Origin of the sequence: Allobosea sp. 117 (assembly GCF_000702305.1) — a bacterium.
In the GTDB taxonomy this organism is placed as follows: Bacteria; Pseudomonadota; Alphaproteobacteria; order Rhizobiales; family Xanthobacteraceae; genus Ancylobacter.
This window is the reverse complement of the sequence record NZ_JNLC01000010.1, coordinates 968,859-992,340: the sequence shown is the minus strand read 5'-3', so window position 1 is coordinate 992,340 and position 23,482 is coordinate 968,859. Positions and strand designations below refer to the sequence as shown.

At 67.4% G+C, this 23,482-nt stretch carries 17 protein-coding genes and 1 tRNA gene; 9 read left to right on the top strand and 9 right to left on the bottom strand.

Annotation, left to right across the window (positions count from 1 at the left end):
* Window positions 1-1,515, bottom strand: coding sequence for a malonate--CoA ligase (locus tag U742_RS0106665; RefSeq protein ID WP_029351279.1), 1,515 nt, complete (start codon window positions 1,513-1,515; stop codon window positions 1-3).
* A gap of 448 nt (window positions 1,516-1,963) precedes the next feature.
* Between U742_RS0106665 and U742_RS0106660 the strand changes: the two genes are divergently transcribed.
* The 7 genes from U742_RS0106660 to U742_RS0106630 all read left to right on the top strand — a co-directional run bounded on the left by U742_RS0106660 (window position 1,964) and on the right by U742_RS0106630 (window position 10,921).
* Window positions 1,964-3,889 (top strand): sigma-54-dependent Fis family transcriptional regulator, encoded by a 1,926-nt coding sequence (locus U742_RS0106660; RefSeq protein ID WP_029351277.1) that lies wholly within the window; start codon window positions 1,964-1,966, stop codon window positions 3,887-3,889.
* Window positions 3,890-4,077: 188 nt separating this feature from the next.
* Window positions 4,078-6,231: a hydantoinase/oxoprolinase family protein gene (locus U742_RS0106655; protein WP_029351274.1), complete on the top strand. Its 2,154-nt coding sequence runs from the start codon at window positions 4,078-4,080 to the stop codon at window positions 6,229-6,231.
* Window positions 6,232-6,269: 38 nt separating this feature from the next.
* Complete coding sequence (locus tag U742_RS0106650) at window positions 6,270-8,600, top strand: hydantoinase B/oxoprolinase family protein (protein ID WP_029351272.1); 2,331 nt, start codon at window positions 6,270-6,272, stop codon at window positions 8,598-8,600.
* A 71-nt stretch (window positions 8,601-8,671) separates the two neighbouring features.
* The gene (locus U742_RS0106645; RefSeq protein ID WP_029351270.1) at window positions 8,672-9,181 is read left to right on the top strand and encodes an acetone carboxylase subunit gamma; all 510 of its coding nucleotides are present in this window, start codon (window positions 8,672-8,674) and stop codon (window positions 9,179-9,181) included.
* 104 nt (window positions 9,182-9,285) lie between these two features.
* The gene (locus U742_RS0106640) at window positions 9,286-10,005 is read left to right on the top strand and encodes a CoA transferase subunit A (RefSeq protein WP_029351269.1); all 720 of its coding nucleotides are present in this window, start codon (window positions 9,286-9,288) and stop codon (window positions 10,003-10,005) included.
* Entirely contained in the window at window positions 10,005-10,667 is a 663-nt protein-coding gene (locus U742_RS0106635; protein WP_029351267.1) for a CoA transferase subunit B, read from the top strand. Before U742_RS0106640 ends, U742_RS0106635 begins: the two co-directional genes overlap by 1 nt.
* Window positions 10,668-10,702: 35 nt before the next feature.
* On the top strand, window positions 10,703-10,921 hold the full coding sequence (locus tag U742_RS0106630) for a hypothetical protein (protein WP_156034143.1): 219 nt from the start codon (window positions 10,703-10,705) through the stop codon (window positions 10,919-10,921).
* Window positions 10,922-10,975: 54 nt separating this feature from the next.
* On the opposite strand, the gene U742_RS0106625 is transcribed toward U742_RS0106630, so the two are convergent.
* Window positions 10,976-11,890 carry a LysR family transcriptional regulator gene (locus tag U742_RS0106625; RefSeq protein ID WP_029351263.1) on the bottom strand — a complete coding sequence of 305 codons (915 nt, stop codon included), beginning with the start codon at window positions 11,888-11,890 and terminating at the stop codon, window positions 10,976-10,978.
* 112 nt (window positions 11,891-12,002) lie between these two features.
* Between U742_RS0106625 and U742_RS0106620 the strand changes: the two genes are divergently transcribed.
* On the top strand, window positions 12,003-13,613 hold the full coding sequence (locus tag U742_RS0106620; protein WP_029351260.1) for a GMC family oxidoreductase: 1,611 nt from the start codon (window positions 12,003-12,005) through the stop codon (window positions 13,611-13,613).
* A 41-nt stretch (window positions 13,614-13,654) separates the two neighbouring features.
* On the opposite strand, the gene U742_RS0106615 is transcribed toward U742_RS0106620, so the two are convergent.
* Window positions 13,655-13,728: transfer RNA gene (locus U742_RS0106615), tRNA-Gly, on the bottom strand.
* A gap of 234 nt (window positions 13,729-13,962) precedes the next feature.
* On the opposite strand from U742_RS0106615, the gene U742_RS0106610 reads away from it, so the two are divergent.
* Entirely contained in the window at window positions 13,963-14,598 is a 636-nt protein-coding gene (locus tag U742_RS0106610; RefSeq protein ID WP_029351258.1) for a MarC family protein, read from the top strand.
* 29 nt (window positions 14,599-14,627) lie between these two features.
* Here the strand turns inward: U742_RS0106610 and U742_RS0106605 are convergent, their stop codons facing one another.
* From U742_RS0106605 to U742_RS0106580, 6 genes are all read right to left on the bottom strand, one after another.
* Window positions 14,628-17,699: an efflux RND transporter permease subunit gene (locus U742_RS0106605; protein WP_029351256.1), complete on the bottom strand. Its 3,072-nt coding sequence runs from the start codon at window positions 17,697-17,699 to the stop codon at window positions 14,628-14,630.
* A 9-nt stretch (window positions 17,700-17,708) separates the two neighbouring features.
* Entirely contained in the window at window positions 17,709-18,812 is a 1,104-nt protein-coding gene (locus U742_RS0106600) for an efflux RND transporter periplasmic adaptor subunit (protein ID WP_029351254.1), read from the bottom strand.
* Between the two features lie 205 nt (window positions 18,813-19,017).
* The gene (locus U742_RS0106595; RefSeq protein WP_029351252.1) at window positions 19,018-20,445 is read right to left on the bottom strand and encodes a gamma-aminobutyraldehyde dehydrogenase; all 1,428 of its coding nucleotides are present in this window, start codon (window positions 20,443-20,445) and stop codon (window positions 19,018-19,020) included.
* Between the two features lie 13 nt (window positions 20,446-20,458).
* The gene (locus U742_RS0106590) at window positions 20,459-21,259 is read right to left on the bottom strand and encodes an ABC transporter permease (RefSeq protein WP_029351249.1); all 801 of its coding nucleotides are present in this window, start codon (window positions 21,257-21,259) and stop codon (window positions 20,459-20,461) included.
* Window positions 21,260-21,430: 171 nt separating this feature from the next.
* Window positions 21,431-22,378, bottom strand: coding sequence for an ABC transporter permease (locus U742_RS0106585; protein ID WP_029351247.1), 948 nt, complete (start codon window positions 22,376-22,378; stop codon window positions 21,431-21,433).
* Window positions 22,375-23,424 (bottom strand): ABC transporter ATP-binding protein, encoded by a 1,050-nt coding sequence (locus tag U742_RS0106580; RefSeq protein WP_197028187.1) that lies wholly within the window; start codon window positions 23,422-23,424, stop codon window positions 22,375-22,377. The genes U742_RS0106585 and U742_RS0106580 overlap by 4 nt, the downstream gene beginning before the upstream one ends.
* Window positions 23,425-23,482: the final 58 nt, after the last annotated feature.

The window sequence follows — 23,482 nt, the reverse complement described above, 5'->3', positions numbered from 1 at the left end:
CTACGCCCCATACATCCCTTTATACTGTTCGCGCAGGATGTTCTTCTGCACCTTGCCCATGGTGTTGCGCGGCAGGTCGTCGACGAAGATGACGCGCTTGGGCAGCTTGTAGCGGGCGAGCCGCCCCTCCAGCGCGCCGATCACCGCCTTCTCGTCCAGCCCCGCGTCGGAGCGGGCGACCACCACCGCCGTCACGCCCTCGCCGAAATCGGCGTGCGGCAGGCCGATCACCGCGCTCTCGACGACGCCGTCCAGCGCGTCGATCTCGCTCTCGATCTCCTTCGGATAGACGTTGTAGCCGCCGGTGATCACGAGATCCTTGCCGCGCCCGACGATGTGCACATAGCCGCGCTCGTCGATCAGCCCGAGGTCGCCGGTGACGAACCAGCCGTCGCGGAACTCGCTCGCGGTCTTCTCCGGCATGCGCCAGTAGCCCTTGAAGACGTTCGGTCCCTTCACCTCGATCATGCCGATGGCGCCGGCGATCAGCTCACGCCCGTTCTCGGGGTCGGCGACGCGCACGCTCACCTCCGGCAGCGGAAAGCCGACCGTGCCGGCGCGGCGTTCGCCCTCATAGGGGTTGGAGGTGATCATGCCGGTCTCGGTCATGCCGTAGCGCTCGAGGATGGCGTGGCCGGTCTTCGCCTTCCATTCGCGGTGGGTTTCGGCGAGCAGCGGCGCCGAGCCGGCGATGAAGAGCCGCATATGGGCGCAGGCCTCGGGCGTGAGCCCCGGCGACTTCAGGAGACGCGTGTAGAAGGTCGGCACGCCCATCAGTACGGTCGCGCGCGCCAGCAGCGTCAGGATCAGCTCGGGATCGAACTTCGGCAGGAAGACCATCGACGCGCCGGCCACCAGCGTGACGTTGATGGCAACGAACAGGCCGTGCGTGTGGAAGATCGGCAGGGCATGGATCAGCACGTCATCGGGCGAGAAGCGCCAGATGTCGGCGAGCGCCTGCGCATTGGAGGCGAGATTGCCGTGGGTGAGCATGGCGCCCTTGGAGCGGCCGGTGGTGCCCGAGGTGTAGAGCAGCGCGGCGAGGTCGTCCGACCCGCGCGGGACATCCGCGAACGTCTCCGCCGCCGCATCGGCCGCCTTCGCCAGCGAGCCGCGGCCCTCGCCGTCGAGGGTGAGCAGATGGCGCACACCCGCCTCGCGCGCCACCGGCGCGAGCGTTCCCGCCTGCGCCGGATCGCAGGCGAACAGGACGGGCTCGGCGTCGCCGAGGAAATAGCCGATCTCGGCCGGCGTATAGGCGGTGTTGAGCGGCAGGAACACCGCGCCTGCGCGCACCGTGCCGAGATAGGCGAACACTGCCTCGAGGCTCTTCTCCACCTGCAGCGCCACCCGGTCCCCCGGCTTCACGCCGAGCGCCACGAGGGCATTGGCATATTGCGCGATGCGCCGCTCCAGATCGCCATAGGTGATGCGTTGCCCGTCCGGCGTCTCGGAGAACACCCGTCCGGGATCGCCATGGCGGCCGAGCAGGAGAGCGGAAAGATGATTCAGCATGGGGAACGCTTTTCGATGTGACGCGCGAAACCTATCGGCAAGCCGTCCGGCAGGCCATGGGCTTTTGCGGAGGACGGCCGGCACAATTTGCGGAAGTATTCCACACTATATTCTGCATGCCTCGCCGACTTCCTCATGTCTAGAGCCGCCATAGACCGCCGACAGGCAGGCATTGCGCCGCCCTGCCCGTCTCTTCGAAAAGTAGCGTACGAGGTTGCTCCGCAATCAGGTTGCCTCAACCCTTCAGGCATCCTACGCTCGACAGGCATGCGCCGACGAAGCGCGTCGCCACAAATGATGCAGGCTGGAGCATTCGGAACCGAGGCGTCGCTTGGCAGGCTCCCCCCTTCCGGGGCCGAGATGTCCTGCACGCGCTGACGTCGTTTTCCGCGCCAACGGAGAACCGAGCTCGGTTCGATGCCCTGTCCGCTGCAGGGGAGAAATGCGCATGGAGCAGCATGCGATCCGTGCGGCATGGGAGCGTTTCCTGGCGGATGGCGCCGGCGCGGCCGAGATTCCTCGCCCGCTCGCCGCATCCTGGGAGAGATCGCGTGCGCGCGGCATCGGCGTCGACCGCACGGAGGCGCCGCTCGCCGAAGAGCCGGAAATCTTCCGCCGCCGATCCGTGAATGTTGCGCTGCTGGGCGCGGCCCGCCCGGCGCTCGAGCGCTCGGGCCTGTTCCTAGCCGAGGCGTCCTCCATGATGATCCTCGCCGACGCCAGCGGCTTCATCATCGAGACGGCGGGCGACCGGCGCGTCATCGATCACGGGCGCCGCAACCATCTTGAAACCGGCGGCCGCTGGGACGAGGGCGCGATCGGCACGAACGCCATCGGCACCGCCCTGATCGAGGGCCGACCGACGCAGATCCGCGGCGCCGAGCATTTCTGCGAAGACGTCCAGCGCTGGACCTGCGCCGCCATGCCGGTCCGCCATCCGCTGGACGGCGAATTGCTCGGCGTGGTCGACATCTCCGGGCCCATCGCCCATTTCAACCCGCAGAGCCTCGCTCTGGCGGCCTCTATCGGCCAGGAGATCGAGGCCGGGCTGCACCGCGCGGCCAAGATCGAGCATGAGCTGCTGCTGCGCAGCTTCGTCTCGAAGCGCTCCATCTGGCTGAGCGAGGACATTCTCGTCGTCGATCGGCGCGGCTTCCTCGTGCACACGGCCGAGGCCGCGGCTCGCCAGCTCGACCTGCCTCCCAATCAGCTCACCGGCGAGCTGCGGCGCCTCATCGGCGGCGCCCAGCAGGAGCTGTGGGAGGAGAACTGCCAGCGCCGCTTCCCCAATGCCAGCGTCGAGATCGTGCGCTCCGACGGAGAGGCGATCGGCTGCCTCATCCTGATGCACCGGAGTCGCAGCCGCCCGGTGAGCGGCTCCACGCGCCCGGAACCGGCAGAGCCGGAGAGCGGGTTCGAGCATATCCTCGGCGCCAGCGCCCCGGTACGGGAGGCGTGCGAGCGCGCCCGCAAGCTCGCCGCCAACAACCTGCCGATCCTGATCGAGGGCGAGACCGGCGTCGGCAAGGAGCTGTTCGCGCGCGCGATCCGCAGCGCCGGTCCGGCGGCGCGCGGTCCTTTCGTGCCGCTCAACTGCGGGGGCATGCCGCGCGACCTCATCGCCAGCGAGCTGTTCGGCTACGCCAAGGGCGCCTTCACCGGCGCGGACGCGAACGGACGCGCCGGCAGGATCGAGCAGGCGGACGGCGGTGTGCTCTGTCTCGACGAGATCGGCGAAATGCCGCTGGATCTGCAGTCCTATCTGCTGCGCGTGCTGGAAGACGGTGTCGTCTACCGGATCGGCGACAATGTCGGACGACGCGTCGGCATCCGCATCCTGTCGATGACCAATCGCGACCTGTCGGCCGAAGTCGAGGCCGGCCGCTTCCGGCGCGATCTCTATTATCGCATCGCCGCCGCCCGCATCCGCATCCCGCCGCTGCGCGAGCGCGACGACGACGTCGTCACCCTGGCGCGCAGCTTCGCGGCGGCGGCCGCCGCGCGGCAGGACAGGGCGGCGCCGACATTCGCACCGGCTGTGCTGGAGCGGCTGCGCCGCTATTCGTGGCCCGGCAATGTCCGCGAGCTGCGCAACGTCATCGACGCCATGCTCGCGCTCGCCGACGCCGACGTGATCGAACTGCACGACCTGCCGCCCGAGCTGCGGGACCCGTCCGCACCAGCGGCGACGGAAGGTCCTCCCGCGAGGCCGATGCCGAAGAGCGACCTCAAGGCCGCCGAGCGGGCCACCATCCTCGCGCAGGTGGAGGCTTGCGGCGGCAATCTGACGGAGGCGGCGAAGCGTCTCGGCATCGCCCGCTCGACGCTCTATCTGCGCCTCAACGAGTATCGCAGCGGCGGCACGTCCGACTGACGTCGCCGTTCGTCCGCCGATCGATCGTCCGTCATTCGGACGGTGTGCGGACGCGAAGGGCAGCTTCGCAATAGCGGTAAGTATCTGACAAAAAAGGAACCGGCATCGGCGTGCCAGTCTGGCATGGGTCGTGCGCCCTCCTCCTCGTCCGGCTCGTCAGAGGCCGGCGATCAACCAGGAGGACGCCTGTGAACATCCACGCACCGACCAGCAGAAGCGTGCAGGTGCTCGGCATCGATGCCGGCGGCACCATGACGGATACCTTCTTCGTCGATTCCGACGGCGAATTCGTCGTCGGCAAGGCGCAGAGCACACCGCAGAACGAGGCGCTCGGCCTGATCGCCTCGAGCGAGGACGGGCTCGGCGCCTGGGGCCTGTCGCTCGACGCCGCCCTCAAGCAACTGCAGACCGGCGTCTATTCCGGCACCGCCATGCTGAACCGCGTGGTGCAGCGCAAGGGCCTGAAATGCGGCCTGATCGTCAACCGCGGCATGGAGGACTTCCACCGCATGGGCCGGGCGATCCAGGCCTATCTCGGCTATGCCTATGAGGACCGCATCCACCTCAACACCCACCGCTACGACCCGCCGCTGGTGCCGCGCAACCTCACCCGCGGGGTGATCGAGCGGATCGACATGTCCGGCACGGTGGTGATCCCGCTGCGCGAGGACAGCGCGCGCGAAGCCGCGCGGGAACTGATCGCGGCCGATGTCGAAGGCATCGTGATCAGCCTGCTGCACTCCTACAAGAACCCGGCGCATGAGCGCCGCGTGCGCGACATCATCGTCGAGGAGGTCGCGAAGAGCGGCAAGTCGATCCCGGTCTTCGCCTCGGCGGACTACTATCCGGTGCGCAAGGAAACCCACCGCACCAACACCACTATCCTCGAAGGCTATGCGGCCGAGCCGTCCCGCCAGACGCTGAAGAAGATCTCGGACGCCTTCAAGGAGCGCGGCACCAAGTTCGACTTCCGCGTGATGGCCACCCATGGCGGCACCATCTCCTGGAAAGCCAAGGAGCTCGCCCGCACCATTGTGTCCGGCCCGATCGGCGGCGTGATCGGCGCCAAATATCTCGGCGAGGTGCTGGGCTACAACAATATCGCCTGCTCCGACATCGGCGGCACCTCGTTCGACGTGGCGCTGATCACCCAGGGCGAGCTGACCATCAAGAACGACCCGGACATGGCGCGCCTCGTCCTGTCGCTGCCGCTGGTGGCGATGGATTCGGTGGGCGCCGGCGCCGGCTCCTTCATCCGGCTCGATCCCTATACCAGGGCGATCAAGCTCGGGCCGGACTCAGCCGGCTACCGCGTCGGCGTGTGCTGGAAGGAAAGCGGCATCGAGACCGTCACCGTCTCGGACTGCCACATGGTCTTGGGCTATCTCAACCCCGACAACTTCCTCGGCGGCGCGGTGAAGCTCGACCGTCAGCGTTCCGTGGATGCCATCAAGAAGCAGCTCGCCGATCCGCTCGGCCTGTCGGTCGAGGACGCAGCGGCCGGCGTCATCGAGCTGCTCGACAGCGACCTGCGCGACTATCTGCGCTCGATGATCTCCGGCAAGGGCTACAGCCCGCAGAGCTTCGTGTGCTTCTCCTATGGCGGCGCCGGCCCGGTCCACACCTATGGCTACACCGAGGGCCTCGGCTTCGAGGACGTCATTGTGCCGGCCTGGGCGGCGGGCTTCTCCGCCTTCGGCTGCGCGGCGGCGGACTTCGAATACCGCTACGACAAGTCGCTCGACATCAACCTCGCCCCCGACGCCCCGGCCGAGCAGCGCGAAGCCGCGGCGAAGACGCTGCAGGCGGCGTGGGAGGAACTCACTCACAACGTGCTGGAGGAGTTCAAGCTCAATGGCTACGCGCCCGAACAGGTGACGCTGCAGCCCGGCTACCGCATGCAGTATCGCGGGCAGCTCAACGATCTCGAGATCGAGTCCCCCCTGTCCTCCGCCGCCACGGCCGAGGACTGGGAGCAGCTTGTCGACGCCTTCAACGCCACCTACGGGCGCGTCTACGCCGCCTCAGCCCGCTCGCCGGAGCTCGGCTATTCGGTGACCGGCGCGATCATGCGCGGCGCCGTGCCGATCCCGAAGCCGAAGATCCCGAAGGAGCCGCTCGAAGGCGAGACCCCGCCCGAGGCGGCGAAGACCGGCACGCGCAAGTTCTACCGCAAGAAGCGCTGGGTGGACGCGCAGCTCTATCGGATGGAGGCGCTGCGGCCCGGAAACCGCGTGGTCGGCCCCGCCATCATCGAATCCGACGCCACCACCTTCGTCGTCCCCGACGGCTTCGAGACCTTCCTCGACGGCCATCGGCTGTTCCACCTCAAGGAAGTCTGAGCCGCCGAAGCAAACAGAACATCAGGAGGAAATCGAAAATGAACATCAGTGTTCGCGAGAAGGATCTCGGCGCGTCGACCGGCGGCATCGTCCGCGGCGGCGAGACGCTGAAGCAGCACCGCGACCGCCTCATGGCGGCGACCAAGCGCACCGGAAGCTATGCCGGACTGGAGAAGATGGAGCTGCGCGACAGCCAGCCTATCCTCTACAACAAGCTGTTCTCGCGGCTGCGCGCCGGCGTCGTCGATGCGCGCGAGACCGCCAAGAAGATCGCCGCCTCGCCGATCGTCGAGCAGGAGGGCGAGCTCTGCTTCACCCTCTACAACGCCGCCGGCGACAGCATCCTCACCTCGACCGGCATCATCATCCACGTCGGCACCATGGGCGCGGCGATCAAATACATGATCGAGAACGGTTGGGAGCATAACCCCGGCGTGCGCGACAAGGACATCTTCTGTAACAACGACTCGCTGATCGGGAACGTCCATCCCTGCGACATCCACACCATCGTCCCGATCTTCTGGGAGGGCGAGCTGATCGGCTGGGTCGGCGGCGTCACCCACGTCATCGACACCGGCGCGGTCGGCCCCGGCTCGATGGCGACGGGCCAGGTGCAGCGCTTCGGCGACGGCTATTCCATCACCTGCCGCAAGGTGGGCGAGAACGACACGCTGTTCCGCGACTGGCTGCACGAGAGCCAGCGCATGGTGCGCACCACGCGCTACTGGATGCTCGACGAGCGCACCCGCATCGCCGGCTGCCACATGATCCGCAAGCTGGTCGAGGAGGTGATCGCCGAGGAAGGCATCGATGCCTACTGGAAGTTCGCCTATGAGGCGGTGGAGCACGGCCGGCTTGGCCTGCAAAACCGCATCAAGGCGATGACCATCCCCGGCAAGTACCGGCAGGTCGGCTTCGTCGACGTGCCCTACGCGCATCCCGACGTGCGCGTGCCGTCCGACTTCGCCAAGCTCGACACCATCATGCATGCGCCGTCGGAGATCACCATCCGCGGCGACGGCACCTGGCGCCTCGACTTCGAAGGTGCGAGCCGCTGGGGCTGGCACACCTATAACGCCCATCAGGTGAGCTTCACCTCGGGCATCTGGGTGATGATGACGCAGACGCTGATCCCCTCCGAAATGATCAACGACGGGGCGGCTTACGGCACCGAGTTCCGCCTGCCCAAGGGCACCTGGATGAACCCGGACGACCGGCGCGTCGCCTTCTCCTATAGCTGGCACTTCCTGGTCTCGGCCTGGACGGCGCTGTGGCGCGGCCTGTCGCGCTCCTATTTCGGGCGGGGCTATCTGGAGGAGGTGAACGCCGGCAACGCCAACACCTCGAACTGGCTGCAGGGCGGCGGCTTCAACCAGTATGACGAGATCCACGCGGTGAACTCGTTCGAATGCGCGGCCAACGGGACGGGCGCCACCGCAGTCGGCGACGGCCTGTCCCATGCCGCCGCGATCTGGAATCCCGAAGGCGACATGGGCGACATGGAGATCTGGGAGCTGGCCGAGCCGCTCGTCTATCTCGGCCGCCAGATCAAGTCGTCCTCCGGCGGCGCCGGCAAATATCGCGGCGGCTGCGGCTTCGAGAGCCTGCGTCTGGTCTGGAACGCCAAGGACTGGACCATGTTCTTCATGGGCAACGGCCACATCTCGTCCGACTGGGGCCTGATGGGCGGCTATCCGGCGGCCTCCGGCTACCGCTTCGCCGCGCATGACACCGGCCTCAAGGAGCTGATCGCGGCCGGCAAGCCGATCCCGCTCGGCGGCGACACCGATCCGCAGAACCCGGTGTGGGACGACCTCATCAAGGGCGCGGTGATCAAGCGCGACAAGCAGGCCATCACCACCGAGGAGATGTTCGCCGACTACGACCTCTATCTGAACTACATGCGCGGCGGACCGGGCTTCGGCGATCCGCTCGACCGTGCACCGCAGAGCGTCGTGGACGATCTCAACGGCGGCTATCTCATCGAGCGCTTCGCCCTCTCCGTCTATGGCGTGGTGGCGGCCAAGGATGCGGCCGGCGCCTATGTGCTCGACGCGGCGGCGACCGAGGCGCGGCGGGCCACGATCCGCAAGGAGCGCATCGCCAAGTCGGTGCCGACCCGTGAGTGGATGAAGGGCGAGCGTCAGAAGATCCTCGCCAAGGATGCCGGCAGCCAGGTGCAGCAGATGTTCGCCGCCTCCTTCAAGCTCGGGCCGCGCTTCGAGGCCGAGTTCCGCGCCTTCTGGGACCTGCCGGAGAGCTGGACCCTGAAGGAGGAGGATATCGGCGTGCCGCATTACGGCTCGCGCTATTCCATGGACGTGTCCGAACTGCCGGACGTCAGGACGGTCCAGTTCGTCGAGGAATGACGCCGCCGTGCCGGCCGGCGGATCGCGCCGGCCGGCTTCGCCGCATCAACAAACGCACAGCGAGGAACACCATGGCCTACACACGCGCCAAGATCGCCGATCTGATCGACGGCAACATCGACCACGACACCCTGCACCAGATGCTCGCGACGCCGAAGGACCCGGAGCGGTTCGCGACCTATATCGAGATCCTGCAGGAACGCGTTCCCTGGAGCGAGCGCATCGTGCTGCCGCTCGGCCCCAAGCTCTATATCGTCCAGCAGAAGGCCAGCAAGAAATGGACGGTCCGCTGCCAGTGCGGCCACGATTTCTGCGACTGGAAGGACAATTGGAAGCTGCACGCCCGCATCCATGTGAGGGATACGGCCGAGCAGCTCGAAGAGCTCTATCCGCGCCTGATGGCGCCGACCGCCACCTGGCAGGTGCTGCGCGAATATTACTGCCCCGAATGCGGCACGCTGCATGACGTCGAGGCGCCCACGCCCTGGTATCCGGTGATCCGCGATTTCGAGCCGGACATCGACACCTTCTACAAGGACTGGCTGGGCCTGCCGGTGCCGGAGCGCGCCGACGCGGCCTGAGCCGGCGCATGCCCCTGCCGCCGGAGCCTCGTCCCTGTTCCGGCGGTCCTTTTCCTGCGCCGGCTGCCGCGCGCATATCCCCGAATTTCATGAGAGAGGCGCCGATGGCGCAGAGCAAGATTCACCCCGACGCCACGACGGCGCTCGACGGCCTCCTGTTCGACGGCATGACCATCATGTCGGGCGGCTTCGGGCTCTGCGGCATACCCGAGGCCCTGATCGAAGCGATCCGCCGGTCAGGCGTCCGCGGTCTGACCGTCATCTCCAACAATGCAGGCATCGACGGCGCCGGCCTCGGCATGCTCCTCGAGACCCGGCAGATCGCGAAGATGGTCTCCTCCTATGTCGGCGAGAACAAGCTGTTCGAGGAGCAGTTCCTGTCCGGCGCGCTGGAGGTGGAATTCAACCCGCAGGGCACCCTCGCCGAGCGCATAAGGGCCGGCGGAGCCGGCATCCCGGCCTTCTTCACCCGGACCGGCTTCGGCACGGTGGTGGCGGACGGCAAGGAGACCCGCCGCTTCGACGGCGAGGACTACGTCATGGAGCGGGGACTGACCGCCGATCTGGCGATCATCCATGCCTATCGCGGCGATGCCGAAGGCAACCTCGTCTACCGGAAGACCGCCCGCAACTTCAATCCGGTGATGGCGACGGCGGCGAAGGTCACCGTCGCGGAGATCGAGCATCTGGTCGAGCCGGGGACGATCGATCCGGACCGCATCCACACGCCCGGGATCTATGTCGACCGTCTGGTTCCCCTTTCCGATGTGGTGAAGCGCATCGAGCAGCGCACAGTGCGCTCGCGCGAGAAGGAGCATGCCTGATGCCGTGGACGCGCAATGAAATGGCGGCCCGCGCCGCCCGCGAACTCAAGGACGGGTTCTACGTGAATCTCGGCATCGGGCTTCCGACGCTGGTCGCGAACCACATCCCTCCGGGGGTGTCGGTCCAGCTCCAGAGCGAAAACGGCATGCTCGGCATGGGTCCCTTCCCCTTCGAGGGCGAGGAGGACCCGGACCTCATCAATGCCGGCAAGCAGACCATCACCGAGCTGCCAACCACCAGCTATTTCTCCTCGGCCGACAGCTTCGCCATGATCCGGGGCGGCCATATCGACCTCTCCGTGCTCGGCGCGCTGCAGGTCTCCGAGAACGGCGACATCGCGAACTGGATGGTGCCCGGCAAGATGGTCAAGGGCATGGGCGGGGCGATGGACCTGGTGGCGGGCGTGAAGCGCGTCATCGTCCTGATGGAGCACACGGCGAAGGGCGAGCCGAAGATCCTGCCCGCATGCACGCTGCCGCTCACCGGGCGCGGCGTCGTGAACCTGATCATCACCGATCTCTGCGTGTTCGAGGTTCGGAGCGGCGGCGGCCTGACGCTGATCGAGCTGGCGCCGGGTGTCGACATCGCCGTGGTCGAGGAACGGACGGCGGTTCCCTTCGCCGTATCCGGCAGGCATCTGGAAGGCGCGCTGACGGCATGAGCCCATCCCGGCCCAGATGCATCCACCGCGACGACATGGCCGTGCCGCAGGATTGGCTGCGGCCATGGATCGTCGTCGTCGACGAGACGACGATGCTGCTGTGCGACACCTATGAGATCGCCCGCGCGACGCAGGCGGCGCTCACGGCGCCGTCGTCGCGCGGGACGCTGGATTGCGCGGAAGCGCCGCCAATGAACGTCATACTCCTGTACCGCGATAGGCCCAGCACAGGCCCGGCTGCATCGATACGGTGACTGCCGTACCGGTCTCGAAGCGGGGCTCGGTGCCGAGCTCAATGATGTCGAGGTTCAAAGCAGCAGCGGCCTGTCCTGCGCCGTGCTCTGCGCGATGAAGTCGATCACCGCCCGATGCGCGGGCAGGTCCTTGGTGTCGGCATGCGCCACCAGCCAGTAGGACCGGGTGAGGCGCACCTCGTCGGCCAGCACCGGCCGCAGCAGTGCCGTGCCGGCGGTCATGAAGAAGGGCAGCACGCACAGGCCGAGCCCCGCCTCCGCCATGGCGCGCTGCGCGAGCAGGCTGGTGGACTGCACCCTGGCCCGCAGCTCGGGCGCGATCTCACCGAGATAGTTGAGGTCCGGCATGACGATGAGGTCGTCGACATAACCGATCAGCGGGTGCCCAGCGAGCTCGCCCACCGACCGGATCGGCCCGTGTGCATCGAGATAGGCGTGCGAGGCGAAGAGGCCGAGCGAGTAATCCGAGAGCTTGCGGGTAATGGCCCGCCCCTTCAGCACCTGGCCGACGGTGATCGCGATGTCGAACTCGCGTTTCGACACCGACATCAGATGCGGCATCGTCACCAGTTGGAGGTTCAGCCCGGGGTTCCTCTCGCGCAGCGCTCCCAGCCGTGGCGCGAGATAGGAGCACAGAAAGCCTTCCGGTCCGGCGATGCGCAGCGTGGCGTTGAGCGCGACCTCGCCGTCGGCGAAATAGTCGAGGATGGAGAAGGCACCGCACTCCATCGTCTCGGCCCGGCCGAGCAGAGCCTGACCGGCCTCGGTGAGCGCATGGCCCTGCGGGCCGCGCTCGAAGAGCGGCCGGCCAAGCATCGCTTCGAGGCGGTGCACCCTCCGGCTCACCGTCGCCTGGTCGGTGCCGAGACGCCGGCCGGCCTCGGCGGCGCTCCCGGCCCGTGCCGCGACCAGGAAGAACTGGAGGTCGCTCCAGGAGAGATCGAGGCCAGTGTATCTTCTTTTTTGCATAGCCCGAACGGCGCGGATGCGCATTCCTCCGATGTAAATGAGGATCTACTAGATCGGTGTGGCTGCTCCGGCAACTGCATTTCTGCGCATCATATGATAGGAGGAAACGACAATGAGCGAGGCCGAGAGCTTCGACTATGTGGTGGTCGGCGCCGGCACCGCCGGCTGTCTCATGGCCAATCGCCTGTCCGGCGATCCGAGGCGCAGCGTCTGCGTGCTGGAGGCGGGCGGGCGCGACAACTGGATCTGGTTCCACGTTCCGGTCGGCTATCTCTACGCCATCGGCAATCCACGCGCTGACTGGCTGTTCACCACCGTCGCCGAGACCGGGCTCGCCGGCCGCACGCTGAATTATCCGCGCGGCAAGGTCATCGGCGGCTGCTCGGCGATCAACGCCATGATCTACATGCGCGGCCAGCGCGAGGACTATGACCGCTGGCGCGATCTCGGGCTGAAGGGCTGGGGATGGGATGACGTCCGCCCCTTCTTCCGCCGGCACCTCGACCATTTCCTCGGCGAAAGCGAGCATCACAAGGCCGGCGGGGAATGGCGCGTGGAGGAGCCGCGGGTGCGCTGGAAGCTGCTCGACGCCTTCATGGAAGCGGCCGTCCAGGCCGGCATACCGCGAAGCAGCGACTTCAACACCGGCGACAATGAGGGCGTCGGCTATTTCCACGTCAACCAGAAACAGGGACGGCGCTGGTCCTCGGCCCGCGGCTTCCTCAAGCCGGTGCTGAACCGCCCCAATCTCAAGCTGGAGACGAACGCACAGGCGGCGCGGCTGATCGTCGAGGACGGGCGGGTCGGTGGCGTGGAGTTTACGCAGGGCGGAGTGCGCCGCCGCGTCATGGCCCGCGCCGAGGTGGTGCTTTGCGCCGGGGCCGTCGGCTCGCCGCAGCTCCTGCAGCTCTCCGGCATCGGGGATGGCCAGCGCCTGCGCGCGGCCGGGATCGAGATTCAGCACCATCTGCCCGGCGTCGGCGAGAACCTGCAGGACCATCTCCAGCTTCGGCCGATCTACAAGGTCGAGGGCATCCGGACGCTGAACGAGGACTACGGCTCGCTCCCGCGCAAGGCGTGGATGGCGCTGGAATACGCGCTGTTCCGAAGAGGCGCGCTGACCATGGCGCCCTCGCAGCTCGGCGCCTTCACCCGTTCCTCGCCGTTGCAGGCGACACCGAACCTGCAGTTCCATGTCCAGCCGCTCTCGCTCGACAAGTTCGGCGAGATGCCGCACGCCTTCCCCGCCTTCACCGCGAGCGTGTGCAATCTGAGGCCGACCAGCCGCGGCAGCGTCCGCCTTGCGTCTCCCGATCCGGCGGCCAAGCCCGAAATCCGCCTCAACTCCCTCACCACGCCCGAGGACGAGCAGGTGGCGATCGACGCCCTCAAGGTGGTGCGGCGCATCGTGTCGATGCCGGCGCTCGCGAAATACCACCCGCAGGAATACCGGCCGGGTCCGCAGGCGACATCGAACGGCGACCTGCTGGCTGCCGCGCGGCAGATCGGCACTACCATCTTCCACCCGGTCGGCACCGCGAAGATGGGAACGCACGACGATCCCGGCGCGGTGGTGGATGAGCGCCTGCGGCTGCGCGGGCTCGCGGGGCTGCGCATCGCGGACGCCTCGGTGATGCCCTTCATCACCAGCGGCAACACCAATTCGCCGACCCTGATGATCGCTGAAAAGGCCGCGGCGATGATGGGAGAGGATGCGTCGTAAGACGGGTGCGACGAGCCGAGAGGGATAGGTGGAGGGAACGCTGGAGCGGGCGAAGGGAATCGAACCCTCGTATGCAGCTTGGGAAGCTGCCGTTCTACCATTGAACTACGCCCGCCCGATCCGCGTCCGGGCCGGCGCACCTTAGGGGGGTGTAGGCGAGCCTTCAAGTCCCCGCGTGGGTCATGCGCACATACCGTGACGATGGCTGCCGGACCACGAGGCAAAGGCCGAGTCCCAAGCGAGGTCCGGCACCGCTCGACGCGGGCGGCCGCTCCCGCGGTGGTTCTGGATTGTCGTGAGGCGGGCCTGTAGAACCCGTTTGTCAGCACGCAGCGCGAGAAACGACGACGTGGATTGGACTCTTACCGCCAAACTGTTCGCAGCGCTCTTCGCCATCATGAACCCGCTCAGCACCATTCCGGTGTTCCTCGCCCTCACCGGCGCACAAACACCTGCCGAACGGCGCAGCTCGATGCTGGGCATGCTGGCGACCGTGACCATCGGCGCGCTCATCTGCGCGCTGGCCGGACAGGCGCTGCTATCCATGTTCGGCATCGATGTGGCGCATTTTCGCCTCGCCGGCGGGCTCATCGTGCTGCTCATCGCACTGAACATGCTGAATGGCGAGGAGAGCAGCTCGCATCAGGGCACTGACGCGGAAAAGCAGACGTTCAAGTCGGTCTCCAATGTCGGCATCTATCCGCTCGGCATTCCGATCGCCTTCGGTCCCGGCACGATGGCGACGATCATCGTGTTCGCGCAGTCCGCGCATGAAACGGGCGCCTTGCTCGGCTATTTCGCCGGCCTCATCGGCTATCTGCTGTTCTTCGGCATATTGCTGGCAAGCGCGCCGCTGATCGCCTCCTGGCTGTCGCCGACGACGCTTTCCATCTCAAAGCGGCTCATGGGCATCATCCTCGCCGCCATCGCCGCGGAGATGATCACCGGCGCGTTTGGCAAGCTGTTCCCCGCCCTGCTGGGCTAGACCCTTTTGAATCGGGCACCGTCAGCCGGTCATTCCGCCGGTGCGTGAAGGACGGGCGCCGCCTCGGCCTGCGGCTCGCGATGGACGCGGCCCATCAGCGAATAGACGGTCGGCACCACGAACAGCGTGAGCAGCGTGCCGAGCGTCATGCCGCCGACGATCACCCAGCCGATCTGCTGGCGGCTCTCGGCACCAGCACCATGCGCGATGGCGAGCGGCACGGCGCCCAGCACCATGGCGCCCGTGGTCATAAGGATCGGCCGCAGGCGCAGCACCGCCGCCTCCACCACCGCGGCGCGGCGCTCCAGCCCCGCCTCCTGCTGCTGGTTGGCGAACTCGACGATCAGGATGCCGTGCTTGGTGATGAGGCCGACCAGCGTGACGAGGCCGATCTGCGAATAGACGCTCAGCGAGCCGCCGGAGAAATAGAGCGCCGCCAGCGCGCCGGTCATCGAGAGCGGTACGGTGAGCATGATGATCACCGGATCGCGGAAGCTCTCGAACTGGGCGGCGAGCACGAGATAGATGAAGCCCAGCGCCAGCAGGAAGACCAGCACCAGGCTCTGGCCGGCGGCGCGGAACTCGCGGCTCTGGCCGGCGACGTCGGTCTGCACGGTCTGCGGCAGCACCTCGCGCGCCGCCTGATCGAGGAAGGAGAGCGCCTCGCCCTGCGAGGTGCCGGGCGCGAGATTGGCCGAGATGGTCGCCGAGCGGAGCTGGTTGAAGCGCCGCAGCTCCTGCGGGGCCACCGTCTCGCGGATGGTGACGAGGTTCGAGAGCTGCACCATGTCACCCGAGACGGCGCGCAGATAGATGGTGTCGAGCGTCGCCGGCGAGGCGCGGTCCTGCGCGCTGAGCTGCACATAAACGTCGTACTGCTCGCCGCTGACCTCGAAGCGCGTCACCTGCCGGCCGCCGAGCAGGCTTTCCAGCGTGCGGCCGAGCACCGCGACATCGATGCCGAGATCGGCCGCCTTGGCGCGGTCGATGGTGATCGCGATCTCCGGCTTGTTCAGCTTCAGGTCGCTGTCGAGGCTCAGCAGGCCGGGGAAGTCCTGGATGCGCTCCATGAAGCGCTTCACATATTCGTCGAGCTGCTCATAGGTGCCCGACGTCTGCAGCACATATTCGATCGGGCGCGAATTGTTCGAGGCGCCCAGCGAGGGCGGGTTGTTGGCGTAGGCGTTGACACCGGCGATGCGGCGCAGCTCCGGCGTCACCTCGCGGACGATCTCCTGCTGCGAGCGCCCGCGCTCGTCCCAGTCCTTCAGCCGGCCGATGACGAGGAAGCGGTGCACCTCCGGCATGCCGTTGATGATGAGCACGCTGCCCATCTCCGGCTCGGGGGCGAGGATCTTCTCCACCTGCTCCGAATAGCGCGCGGTGTAGGCGAGGGTCGCCCCCTCGGGCGCCGTGCCGTTCACGCGGACGACGCCGCGGTCCTCGACCGGCGAGAGCTCGGACGGCAGCACGCTGAGGAAATAGGCACTGCCGCCAGCCACGGCGATGGCGACGAGGAGGATCAGCGGGCGCACGCGCAGCGTCGCCTCGAGCAGGCTCCGATAGCCGTTCTCGAGCCCGCGCAGCCGGCGCTCGATGAAGGCGGAGACGCGGCCCGGCTTCTCCTCGTGCTTGAGCAGCCGCGAGCACATCATCGGCGTCAGGGTGAGCGCGACGAAGCCGGAGACGATCACCGCGCCGGCGAGCGTCAGCGCGAACTCCAGGAACAGACGGCCGGTACGGCCCGGCGCGAAGGCGACCGGCGCATAGACCGCCGCCAGCGTCATTGTCATGGCGATGACCGCGAAGCCGATCTCCTTCGAGCCCTTGATGGCGGCGGGGATCGGCTTCATGCCGTGCTCGATGTGGCGGAAGATGTTCTCCAGCACCACGATGGCGTCGTCCACCACTAGGCCGATCGCCAGCACCATGGCGAGCAGCGTCAGCGTGTTCACGCTGAAGCCGAGCGCATACATGATGGCGAAGGTGGTGATCATCGAGATCGGGATGGTGACGATCGGGATGATCGAGGCACGCACGGAGCGCAGGAACACCACGATCACCAGCACAACCAGCGCGACCGCTTCCAGAATGGTTCGGTAGACCGAGGCGATGGAGCGGTCGATGAACACCGCGTTGTCGTTGCCGATGGTGGCGCTCATGCCCTCCGGCAGGCTCTGGTTGATCTCCGGCAGCACGGTGCGCACGCCGGCGGAGACGTCGAGCGGATTGGCCACCGCCTGCTTGATGATGCCGACGATGATGGCGGGGGCGCCGCCGAAGCGGCTGGCGCGGCGCTCGTCGGCGGCACCCAGCTCGACGCGGGCCACCTCGTCGAGATGCACCTGCGCCCCGTCGGCGCGCTTCACAACGATGTTGTTGAACTGCTCGACGGTGGCGAGCGCGGTGCGGGAGAGCACCGTGAACTCGCGGTCCGTGCTTTCGATACGGCCGGACGGAATCTCGACATTCTGCGCCCGCAGAGCGTCCTCGATATCCTGCACGGTGAGCGCGTAGGAGGCGAGTCGCTCGCGGTCGATCCACACCCGCATCGCGTAGCGCCGCTCGCCATAGATCTGCACGTCGGCGACGCCGGTGAGGTTCTTGAAGCGGTCGACGATGTAGCGGTCGATGTAGTCGGAGAGCTCGAGGCCGGTCATCCGCTCGGAACGGAACACCACAAAGACGACGGGCTGCGCGTCGGCCTCGACCTTGGAGATCACCGGCTCGTCGATCTCGTCCGGCAGGCGCTGGCGCACGCGGCTGACGCGGTCGCGCACGTCGCTGGCGGCGACGTCGGGGTCCACCTCGAGGCGGAAGCGGACGGTGATGCGGCTGGTCTCCGAACGGCTCGTCGATTCGAGGACGTCGATGCCCTCGATGCCGGCGATGGAGCCTTCCAGAACCTGTGTCACCTGGCTCTCGACAATGCTGGCCGAGGCGCCCGGATAGTTGGTGACGACCGAGACCACCGGCTCGTCGATGTTGGGATATTCGCGCACCGTGAGGCGCGAATAGGAGACGATGCCGATCAGCACCATCAGCAGGCTGAGCACCGTGGCGAAGACCGGGCGGCGGATGCAGAGCTCGGAGATGCCCATGGCGCGCCCTCAGCTCTGCGGGGTCGACGGCGTGCCCACGATCTCGACCCCCGCATTGGCGCGCAGGCGTCCATGGCCGGCGGTAACGACGGTGGCGCCGGCTTCCAGCCCTTCCGCGATCTCGACCTCGCCGGCGCGGCGTTCGCCGAGCCGCACCTTCGATTCGACCGCCTTGCCCTGGACCACCCGCCAGACCACGCGCTCCTGACCGCGCGGCACCACGGCGGCCTCGGGCACGAAGACGGCGGTGCGCGGTTCGCGGCCCTTCACGGTCACGCGGGCGAAGAGGCCCGGGCGCAGCGTCATGTCGGCGTTCGACAGCCGGGCGCGGACCTTCAGGGCGCGGCCGTTGACGTCGATCAGCGGATCGATGGCGTAGATGGTGCCGAGGAACTTGCGTCCTGGAAGGGCATCGACCGAGACCTCGACCTCCTGCCCGACCGCGATATTGGCGAGCTGGGCCTCCGGCACGCGGAAATCGACCTTGAGGGTGTCGATCTTCTCCAGATTCACCAGCGCCGTCCCGATGCCGATATAGGCCCCCGTCGAGACGGAGCGCAGGCCGACCACACCATCGAATGGCGCGGTGATGGTGTGCTTGGAGAGCTGGACCTGCTGGAGATTGAGCAAGGCGGTGGCCGTGTTGCGCTCGGCGATCGCCTCGTCCAGCGAGCGGGCGGTACCCGACCCGGTCTTCTGCAGGCGCTCGGCGCGCTCGTAGTTGGCCCTCGCCAGTTCGAGGCGCGCCTCCATCTCGTTCTGCGAGGCGCGGATCAGGGCGTCGTCGAGCTTCACCAGAACGTCGCCCGCCTTGACCTTCTCGCCTTCCTTGAAGCGGATTTCGGCTATGCGCCCCGCGACCTCCGAGGCGACCTGCACGGCTTCATCGGACTGCAGGCTGCCGATGGAGTGGATATCGGTGGTGGTGCGCACCGAGCGGGCGGTCGCGACCTCGACGGGAAACAGCGGCGTGGCAACCGCGACCGTGGACGCCGCACTCGCCCGGCCACCGATCGCGGACAGGCCGCGTTCGAGCCAACCCTGCTTGTAGGCGACGGCACCTCCTGCGATCAGCAGGCCCGCCACCAATACCAAACCGCGCAGCGGCCGCATCTACGCCCCTTTGCCATACGCGTCCTGACGCAACGCAACATCGAGACAGCAGAGGACGGGAAGAATTCCAACTTAATTCTTCGTCATAATCACCGCGGACACGGGAAATCCCGCCTCCGCAGCGATTATACCGCGCGCAGAACGTCTTGCCGATTCCGATGCGTTATGGGGCGGCGCGAGGAGCCGGCGCGCCGCCCTTTCCGGCTCAGCCGTTCTTCACCATCACGTGACGGACGACCGTGTAGTCCTCCAGCGCGTAGGAGGAGAGGTCCTTGCCGTAGCCGGACTGCTTGAGGCCGCCATGCGGCATCTCGCTGGTCAGCATGAAATGGCAGTTCACCCAGGTGCAGCCATATTGCAGGCGGGCGGCGGTCGCCATGCCCTTGGAGACGTCCTTGGTCCACACCGAGGAGGCGAGGCCGTAGTCGCTGTCGTTGGCCCAGCTCACGGCCTCGTCCACATCCGAGAAGCGGGTCACCGAGACCACCGGGCCGAACACCTCGCGGCGCACGATCTCGTCGCTCTGCAGCGCCCCGGCGACCACGGTCGGCTCGTAGAAGAACCCTTTGCCGGAGGCGAGCTTGCCGCCGGTGGCGATCTCGATGTGGTTGAGCTCGCTCGCCCGCTCGACGAAGGAGGCGACGCGGGCGCGCTGGCGGGCGGAGATCAGCGGGCCGATGTCGTTCTCCTCGTCCTGCGGCGAGGCGAACTTGAGGCTGGAGGCGGCGGAGGCGAGATCGGCGACCAGCTTTTCGTAGACGCGGTCCTCGGCATAGATGCGGCAGGCGGCGGTGCAGTCCTGCCCGGCATTGTAGTAGCCGAAGATCTTCACCCCCTCGACCACCTCGGCGAGGTCGGCGTCGTCGAACACGATCACCGGCGCCTTGCCGCCGAGCTCGAGATGGGTGCGCTTCACCGTCTTGGCGGCTGCGGTGAGCACCTTCTTGCCGGTGGCGATGTCGCCGGTCAGCGAGATCATCGCGACCTTCGGGTGGTTGATCAGCGTGTTGCCCACCGTCTCGCCGCGCCCGACGATCACGTTCACCACGCCCTCGGGGAAGATGTCTGCGATCAGCTTCGCCAGCTTGAGCATGGTCAGCGGCGTCTGCTCGGAGGGCTTGATGACGACGGTGTTGCCGCCGGCCAGCGCCGGGGCGAGCTTCCATGCCGCCATCATCAGCGGGTAGTTCCACGGCGCGATGGAGGCGACCACGCCGATCGGATCGCGCCGGATCATCGAGGTGTGGCCGGCGATGTACTCGCCTGCCACCATGCCGTGCTGGGTGCGTACCGCGCCGGCGAAGAAGCGGAAGCAGTCGACGATGGCGGGGACCTCGTCGCGCAGCACCGCGTGGCGCGGCTTGCCGCAGTTCAGCGCCTCCAGCGTCGCGAAGGCCTCGCCTTCCGCCTCGATGGCATCCGCGAGCTTGAGCAGCAGATAGGAGCGCTCCATCGGCGTGGTGCGCGACCATGTGGCGAAGGCCTTCTCGGCCGCGTTCACCGCCGCGTCGATCTGGTCGGCGGAGGCTTCCGGCAGTTCGAGGATGGTCTCCTCCGTCCTCGGATTCAGCACGGTCTCCGGCGTCTCGGTGCCGCCGACGAAGGTCGAGCCGATGAGCATGTCGGTGTCCATTGGGGGAAGCCTCCTATTTTCCTGAGCCGGCCACCGCCTCGCCCTCGCGCGTCAGATAGTAGGCGACGAGGATGGGCAGGAAGGTCACGACGATGACGAGAACCGCGACGACATTGGTGACCGGCCGCTGGCGCGGACGGATGAGCTCGCTGAGCATCCAGATCGGCAGGGTCGACTGTTGGCCGGCGGTGAAGGTGGTAACGATCACCTCGTCGAAGCTCAGCGCGAAGGCCAGCATGCCTCCCGCCAGCAGCGCCGTGCCGACATTGGGCAGCACCACCAGCCGGAAGGTCTGGAAGGCATCGGCGCCGAGGTCCATCGATGCCTCGATCAGCGAGGGCGACAGCCTCCTGAGGCGGGCGACCGCGTTGTTGTAGACGACGACGATGCAGAAGGTCGCGTGGCCGAGCACGATGGTCCAGAAGGAGAAGGGTATCTCCATCAGCCCGAAGGCCTGGCGCAGCGCGATGCCGGTGACGATGCCGGGCAGCGCGATGGGCAGCACGAACAGCAGCGAGATGGGCTCGCGTCCGAAGAAATTCGCCCGCGCCAGCGCGCCGGCCGCCAGCGTGCCGAGCACCAGCGCGATCAGCGTCGCCAGCGCCGCCACCTGCAGCGACAGCCCGACCGCCGCCCAGATGTCGGCGCGCTCCCACACCACGGCGAACCATTTCAGCGTGTAGCCGGGCGGGGGGAAGGCGTAGCTGCGCTCTTCCGTGGTGAAGGCGTACAGCAGGATGAACAGCAGCGGCACATGCAGGAAGGCGAGCCCGCCCAGCGCCGCGACCTTGAGGGAGAGCGACGCGCGGGTCATGGGGGCGCCTCCCCACAGCCCGACCATGTCTGAACGTCATCCTGAGGTGCGAGCGAAGCGAGCCTCGAAGGATGCTCGATCGGAGCACCGGACTCTGCATCCTTCGAGGCCCGTGCTACGCTCGGGCACCTCAGGATGACGGCGTTCGGGTGGGAAGTTCTGATCAGCCCCTCACAGCGCATCGAACGCCCCCGTCTTCTTCGCGAGGGTAAGGAACAGCGCCATGACGAGGATCGGCACCAGCGAGAAGGCGGCGGCGAGCGGGATGTTCCCGGCGGTGCCCTGCAGCGTGTAGACCGCCTGCCCGAGCACGAGGGCCGAGGTGCCGATGATCTGCGGCACGATGTAGTCGCCCAGCGTCAGCGAGAAGGTGAAGATGGCGCCCGCCACCACGCCGGGCATGGCGAGCGGCAGGATCACCGTGCGGAAAACCTTGGCGGGACTGGCGCCGAGATCGCCCGCCGCCTCGATCAGGCTCGGCGGCACCCGTTCCAGCGCCGCCTGCATTGGCAGGATCATAAAGGGCAGCCAGAGATAGGTGAAGGTCAGCACCATGCCGGTGTAGCTGACCGACAGCGACGGGCCGCCGACCACCGGCAGGGCAAGCCACGCCTCCAGCGCGCCACCGAGTCCGAGGCGCGAGGCGAACCAGCCGATGGCGCCTTCCTTCGCTAGCAGCAGCTTCCAGCCATAGACCTTGACGAGATAGCTGGACCACAGCGGCATCATCACCGCGAGATAGAAGGCCGCCTTGGCGCGCGGGCCGGCATAGCGCGCCGCGTAATAGGCGATCGGAAAGCCGATCAGCGCGCAGAGCAGCGTGACCGCCGTGGCTATGCCGACAGTGCGCTGCAGGATGTCGAAATTCGCCGGCTGGAACAGCTCGATCAGCGTCGCGAAGGTCGGCTCGCGCACGATGGTCCCGGAGAACTCGTCGATCGAGAAGATCGACTGGGCGAGGAAGACGAACAGGCTGCCGAGATAGACGATGCCGAGCCACAGCAGCGGCGGCACGAGGAGGAGCAGCGTCAGCAGGCCGCGATTGCGCAGGATCACGTCGGAGAGGCGGCGACCTAGGCTCTCCGGCGGGTGGTCGAGATCGAGGGCGGCGAGGCTCATGCGACCTCCCCCTCCATCGGCTGGAGCGCGGCGGCGGGCACGGCGAGCCTCACCCGGTCGCCGCGTGCGAGCGCGCCCGCCTCGCCGGCGGGAATCACGGCGGCCAGTGCGATGCCCGCCGGGGTGCGGGCGGTGATGCGTCGGACCGGGCCCTGATAGGAGACGTCGAAGACCGTCGCCTCGAAGGCCCGCGCGCCGGCGGCCGCCTCCTGGCCCTCGGCCAACAGGGCGATCTTCTCGGGGCGCAGGCTGGACGGGCGCGCGGCGCCGCCCAGCGCCTCCGCCTCCGCCGCGCTCAGCACATTGGCGGAGCCGACGAAGCCGGCGACGAAGCGCGTCGCCGGGCGCTCATAGACCTCCTCCGGCGGGCCGACTTGCACGATGCGGCCCTCGTTGAAGACGGCGACGCGATCCGCCATGGAGAGCGCCTCGCCCTGATCATGCGTCACGAAGACGAAGGTGAGGCCGAGCGCCCGCTGCAGGCCCTTCAATTCGACCTGCATCTCCTCGCGCAGCTTGAGGTCGAGGGCGCCGAGCGGCTCGTCCAGCAGCAGCACCTTGGGACGCACCACGAGAGCGCGGGCGAGCGCCACGCGCTGGCGCTGGCCGCCGGAGAGCTGCGCCGGCCGGCGCGTCTCCATGCCGGCGAGCTTGACCATGGCGAGCGCCTCGCGAGCGAGCTTCTCGCGCTCCGCCCGCCCGACGCCGCGTACGCGCAGGCCATAGGCGACATTGTCGCCGACCGAGAGATGCGGGAAAAGCGCATAGTCCTGGAACACGGTGTTCACCGCGCGCCGGTAGGGCGGCAGGCCCTCCACCGTCTCGCCGAAGATCTCGATATGGCCGGCATCGGGCTGCTCGAATCCGGCGATGAGGCGCAGGCAGGTGGTCTTGCCGGAGCCCGAGGGGCCGAGCATGGCGAAGAACTCGCCCGGCGCGATGGAGAGATAGACGCCATCAACCGCCTTCACCGCGCCGAAATGCTTCTCGACGTCCACGAAGCGGACGGCGGAGGTGACGGTCGTGGTGTCGATCGTGGCGTGCAAAGGAGACAGCTTTCGGCCGGATGTTGAAGACAATGTTGCCGCTGCGCGGAGTCTTTCC

Excerpts from the sequence above, each read along its gene's own strand:
- U742_RS0106665 (WP_029351279.1), bottom strand. The coding sequence starts at position 1,515 with ATGCTGAATCATCTTTCCGCTCTCCTGCTCGGCCGCCATGGCGATCCC.
- U742_RS0106660 (WP_029351277.1), top strand. The coding sequence starts at position 1,964 with ATGGAGCAGCATGCGATCCGTGCGGCATGGGAGCGTTTCCTGGCGGAT.
- U742_RS0106650 (WP_029351272.1), top strand. The coding sequence starts at position 6,270 with ATGAACATCAGTGTTCGCGAGAAGGATCTCGGCGCGTCGACCGGCGGC.
- U742_RS0106645 (WP_029351270.1), top strand. The coding sequence starts at position 8,672 with ATGGCCTACACACGCGCCAAGATCGCCGATCTGATCGACGGCAACATC.
- U742_RS0106640 (WP_029351269.1), top strand. The coding sequence starts at position 9,286 with ATGGCGCAGAGCAAGATTCACCCCGACGCCACGACGGCGCTCGACGGC.
- U742_RS0106635 (WP_029351267.1), top strand. The coding sequence starts at position 10,005 with ATGCCGTGGACGCGCAATGAAATGGCGGCCCGCGCCGCCCGCGAACTC.
- U742_RS0106630 (WP_156034143.1), top strand. The coding sequence starts at position 10,703 with ATGGCCGTGCCGCAGGATTGGCTGCGGCCATGGATCGTCGTCGTCGAC.
- U742_RS0106625 (WP_029351263.1), bottom strand. The coding sequence starts at position 11,890 with ATGCAAAAAAGAAGATACACTGGCCTCGATCTCTCCTGGAGCGACCTC.
- U742_RS0106620 (WP_029351260.1), top strand. The coding sequence starts at position 12,003 with ATGAGCGAGGCCGAGAGCTTCGACTATGTGGTGGTCGGCGCCGGCACC.
- U742_RS0106605 (WP_029351256.1), bottom strand. The coding sequence starts at position 17,699 with ATGGGCATCTCCGAGCTCTGCATCCGCCGCCCGGTCTTCGCCACGGTG.
- U742_RS0106600 (WP_029351254.1), bottom strand. The coding sequence starts at position 18,812 with ATGCGGCCGCTGCGCGGTTTGGTATTGGTGGCGGGCCTGCTGATCGCA.
- U742_RS0106595 (WP_029351252.1), bottom strand. The coding sequence starts at position 20,445 with ATGGACACCGACATGCTCATCGGCTCGACCTTCGTCGGCGGCACCGAG.
- U742_RS0106590 (WP_029351249.1), bottom strand. The coding sequence starts at position 21,259 with ATGACCCGCGCGTCGCTCTCCCTCAAGGTCGCGGCGCTGGGCGGGCTC.
- U742_RS0106585 (WP_029351247.1), bottom strand. The coding sequence starts at position 22,378 with ATGAGCCTCGCCGCCCTCGATCTCGACCACCCGCCGGAGAGCCTAGGT.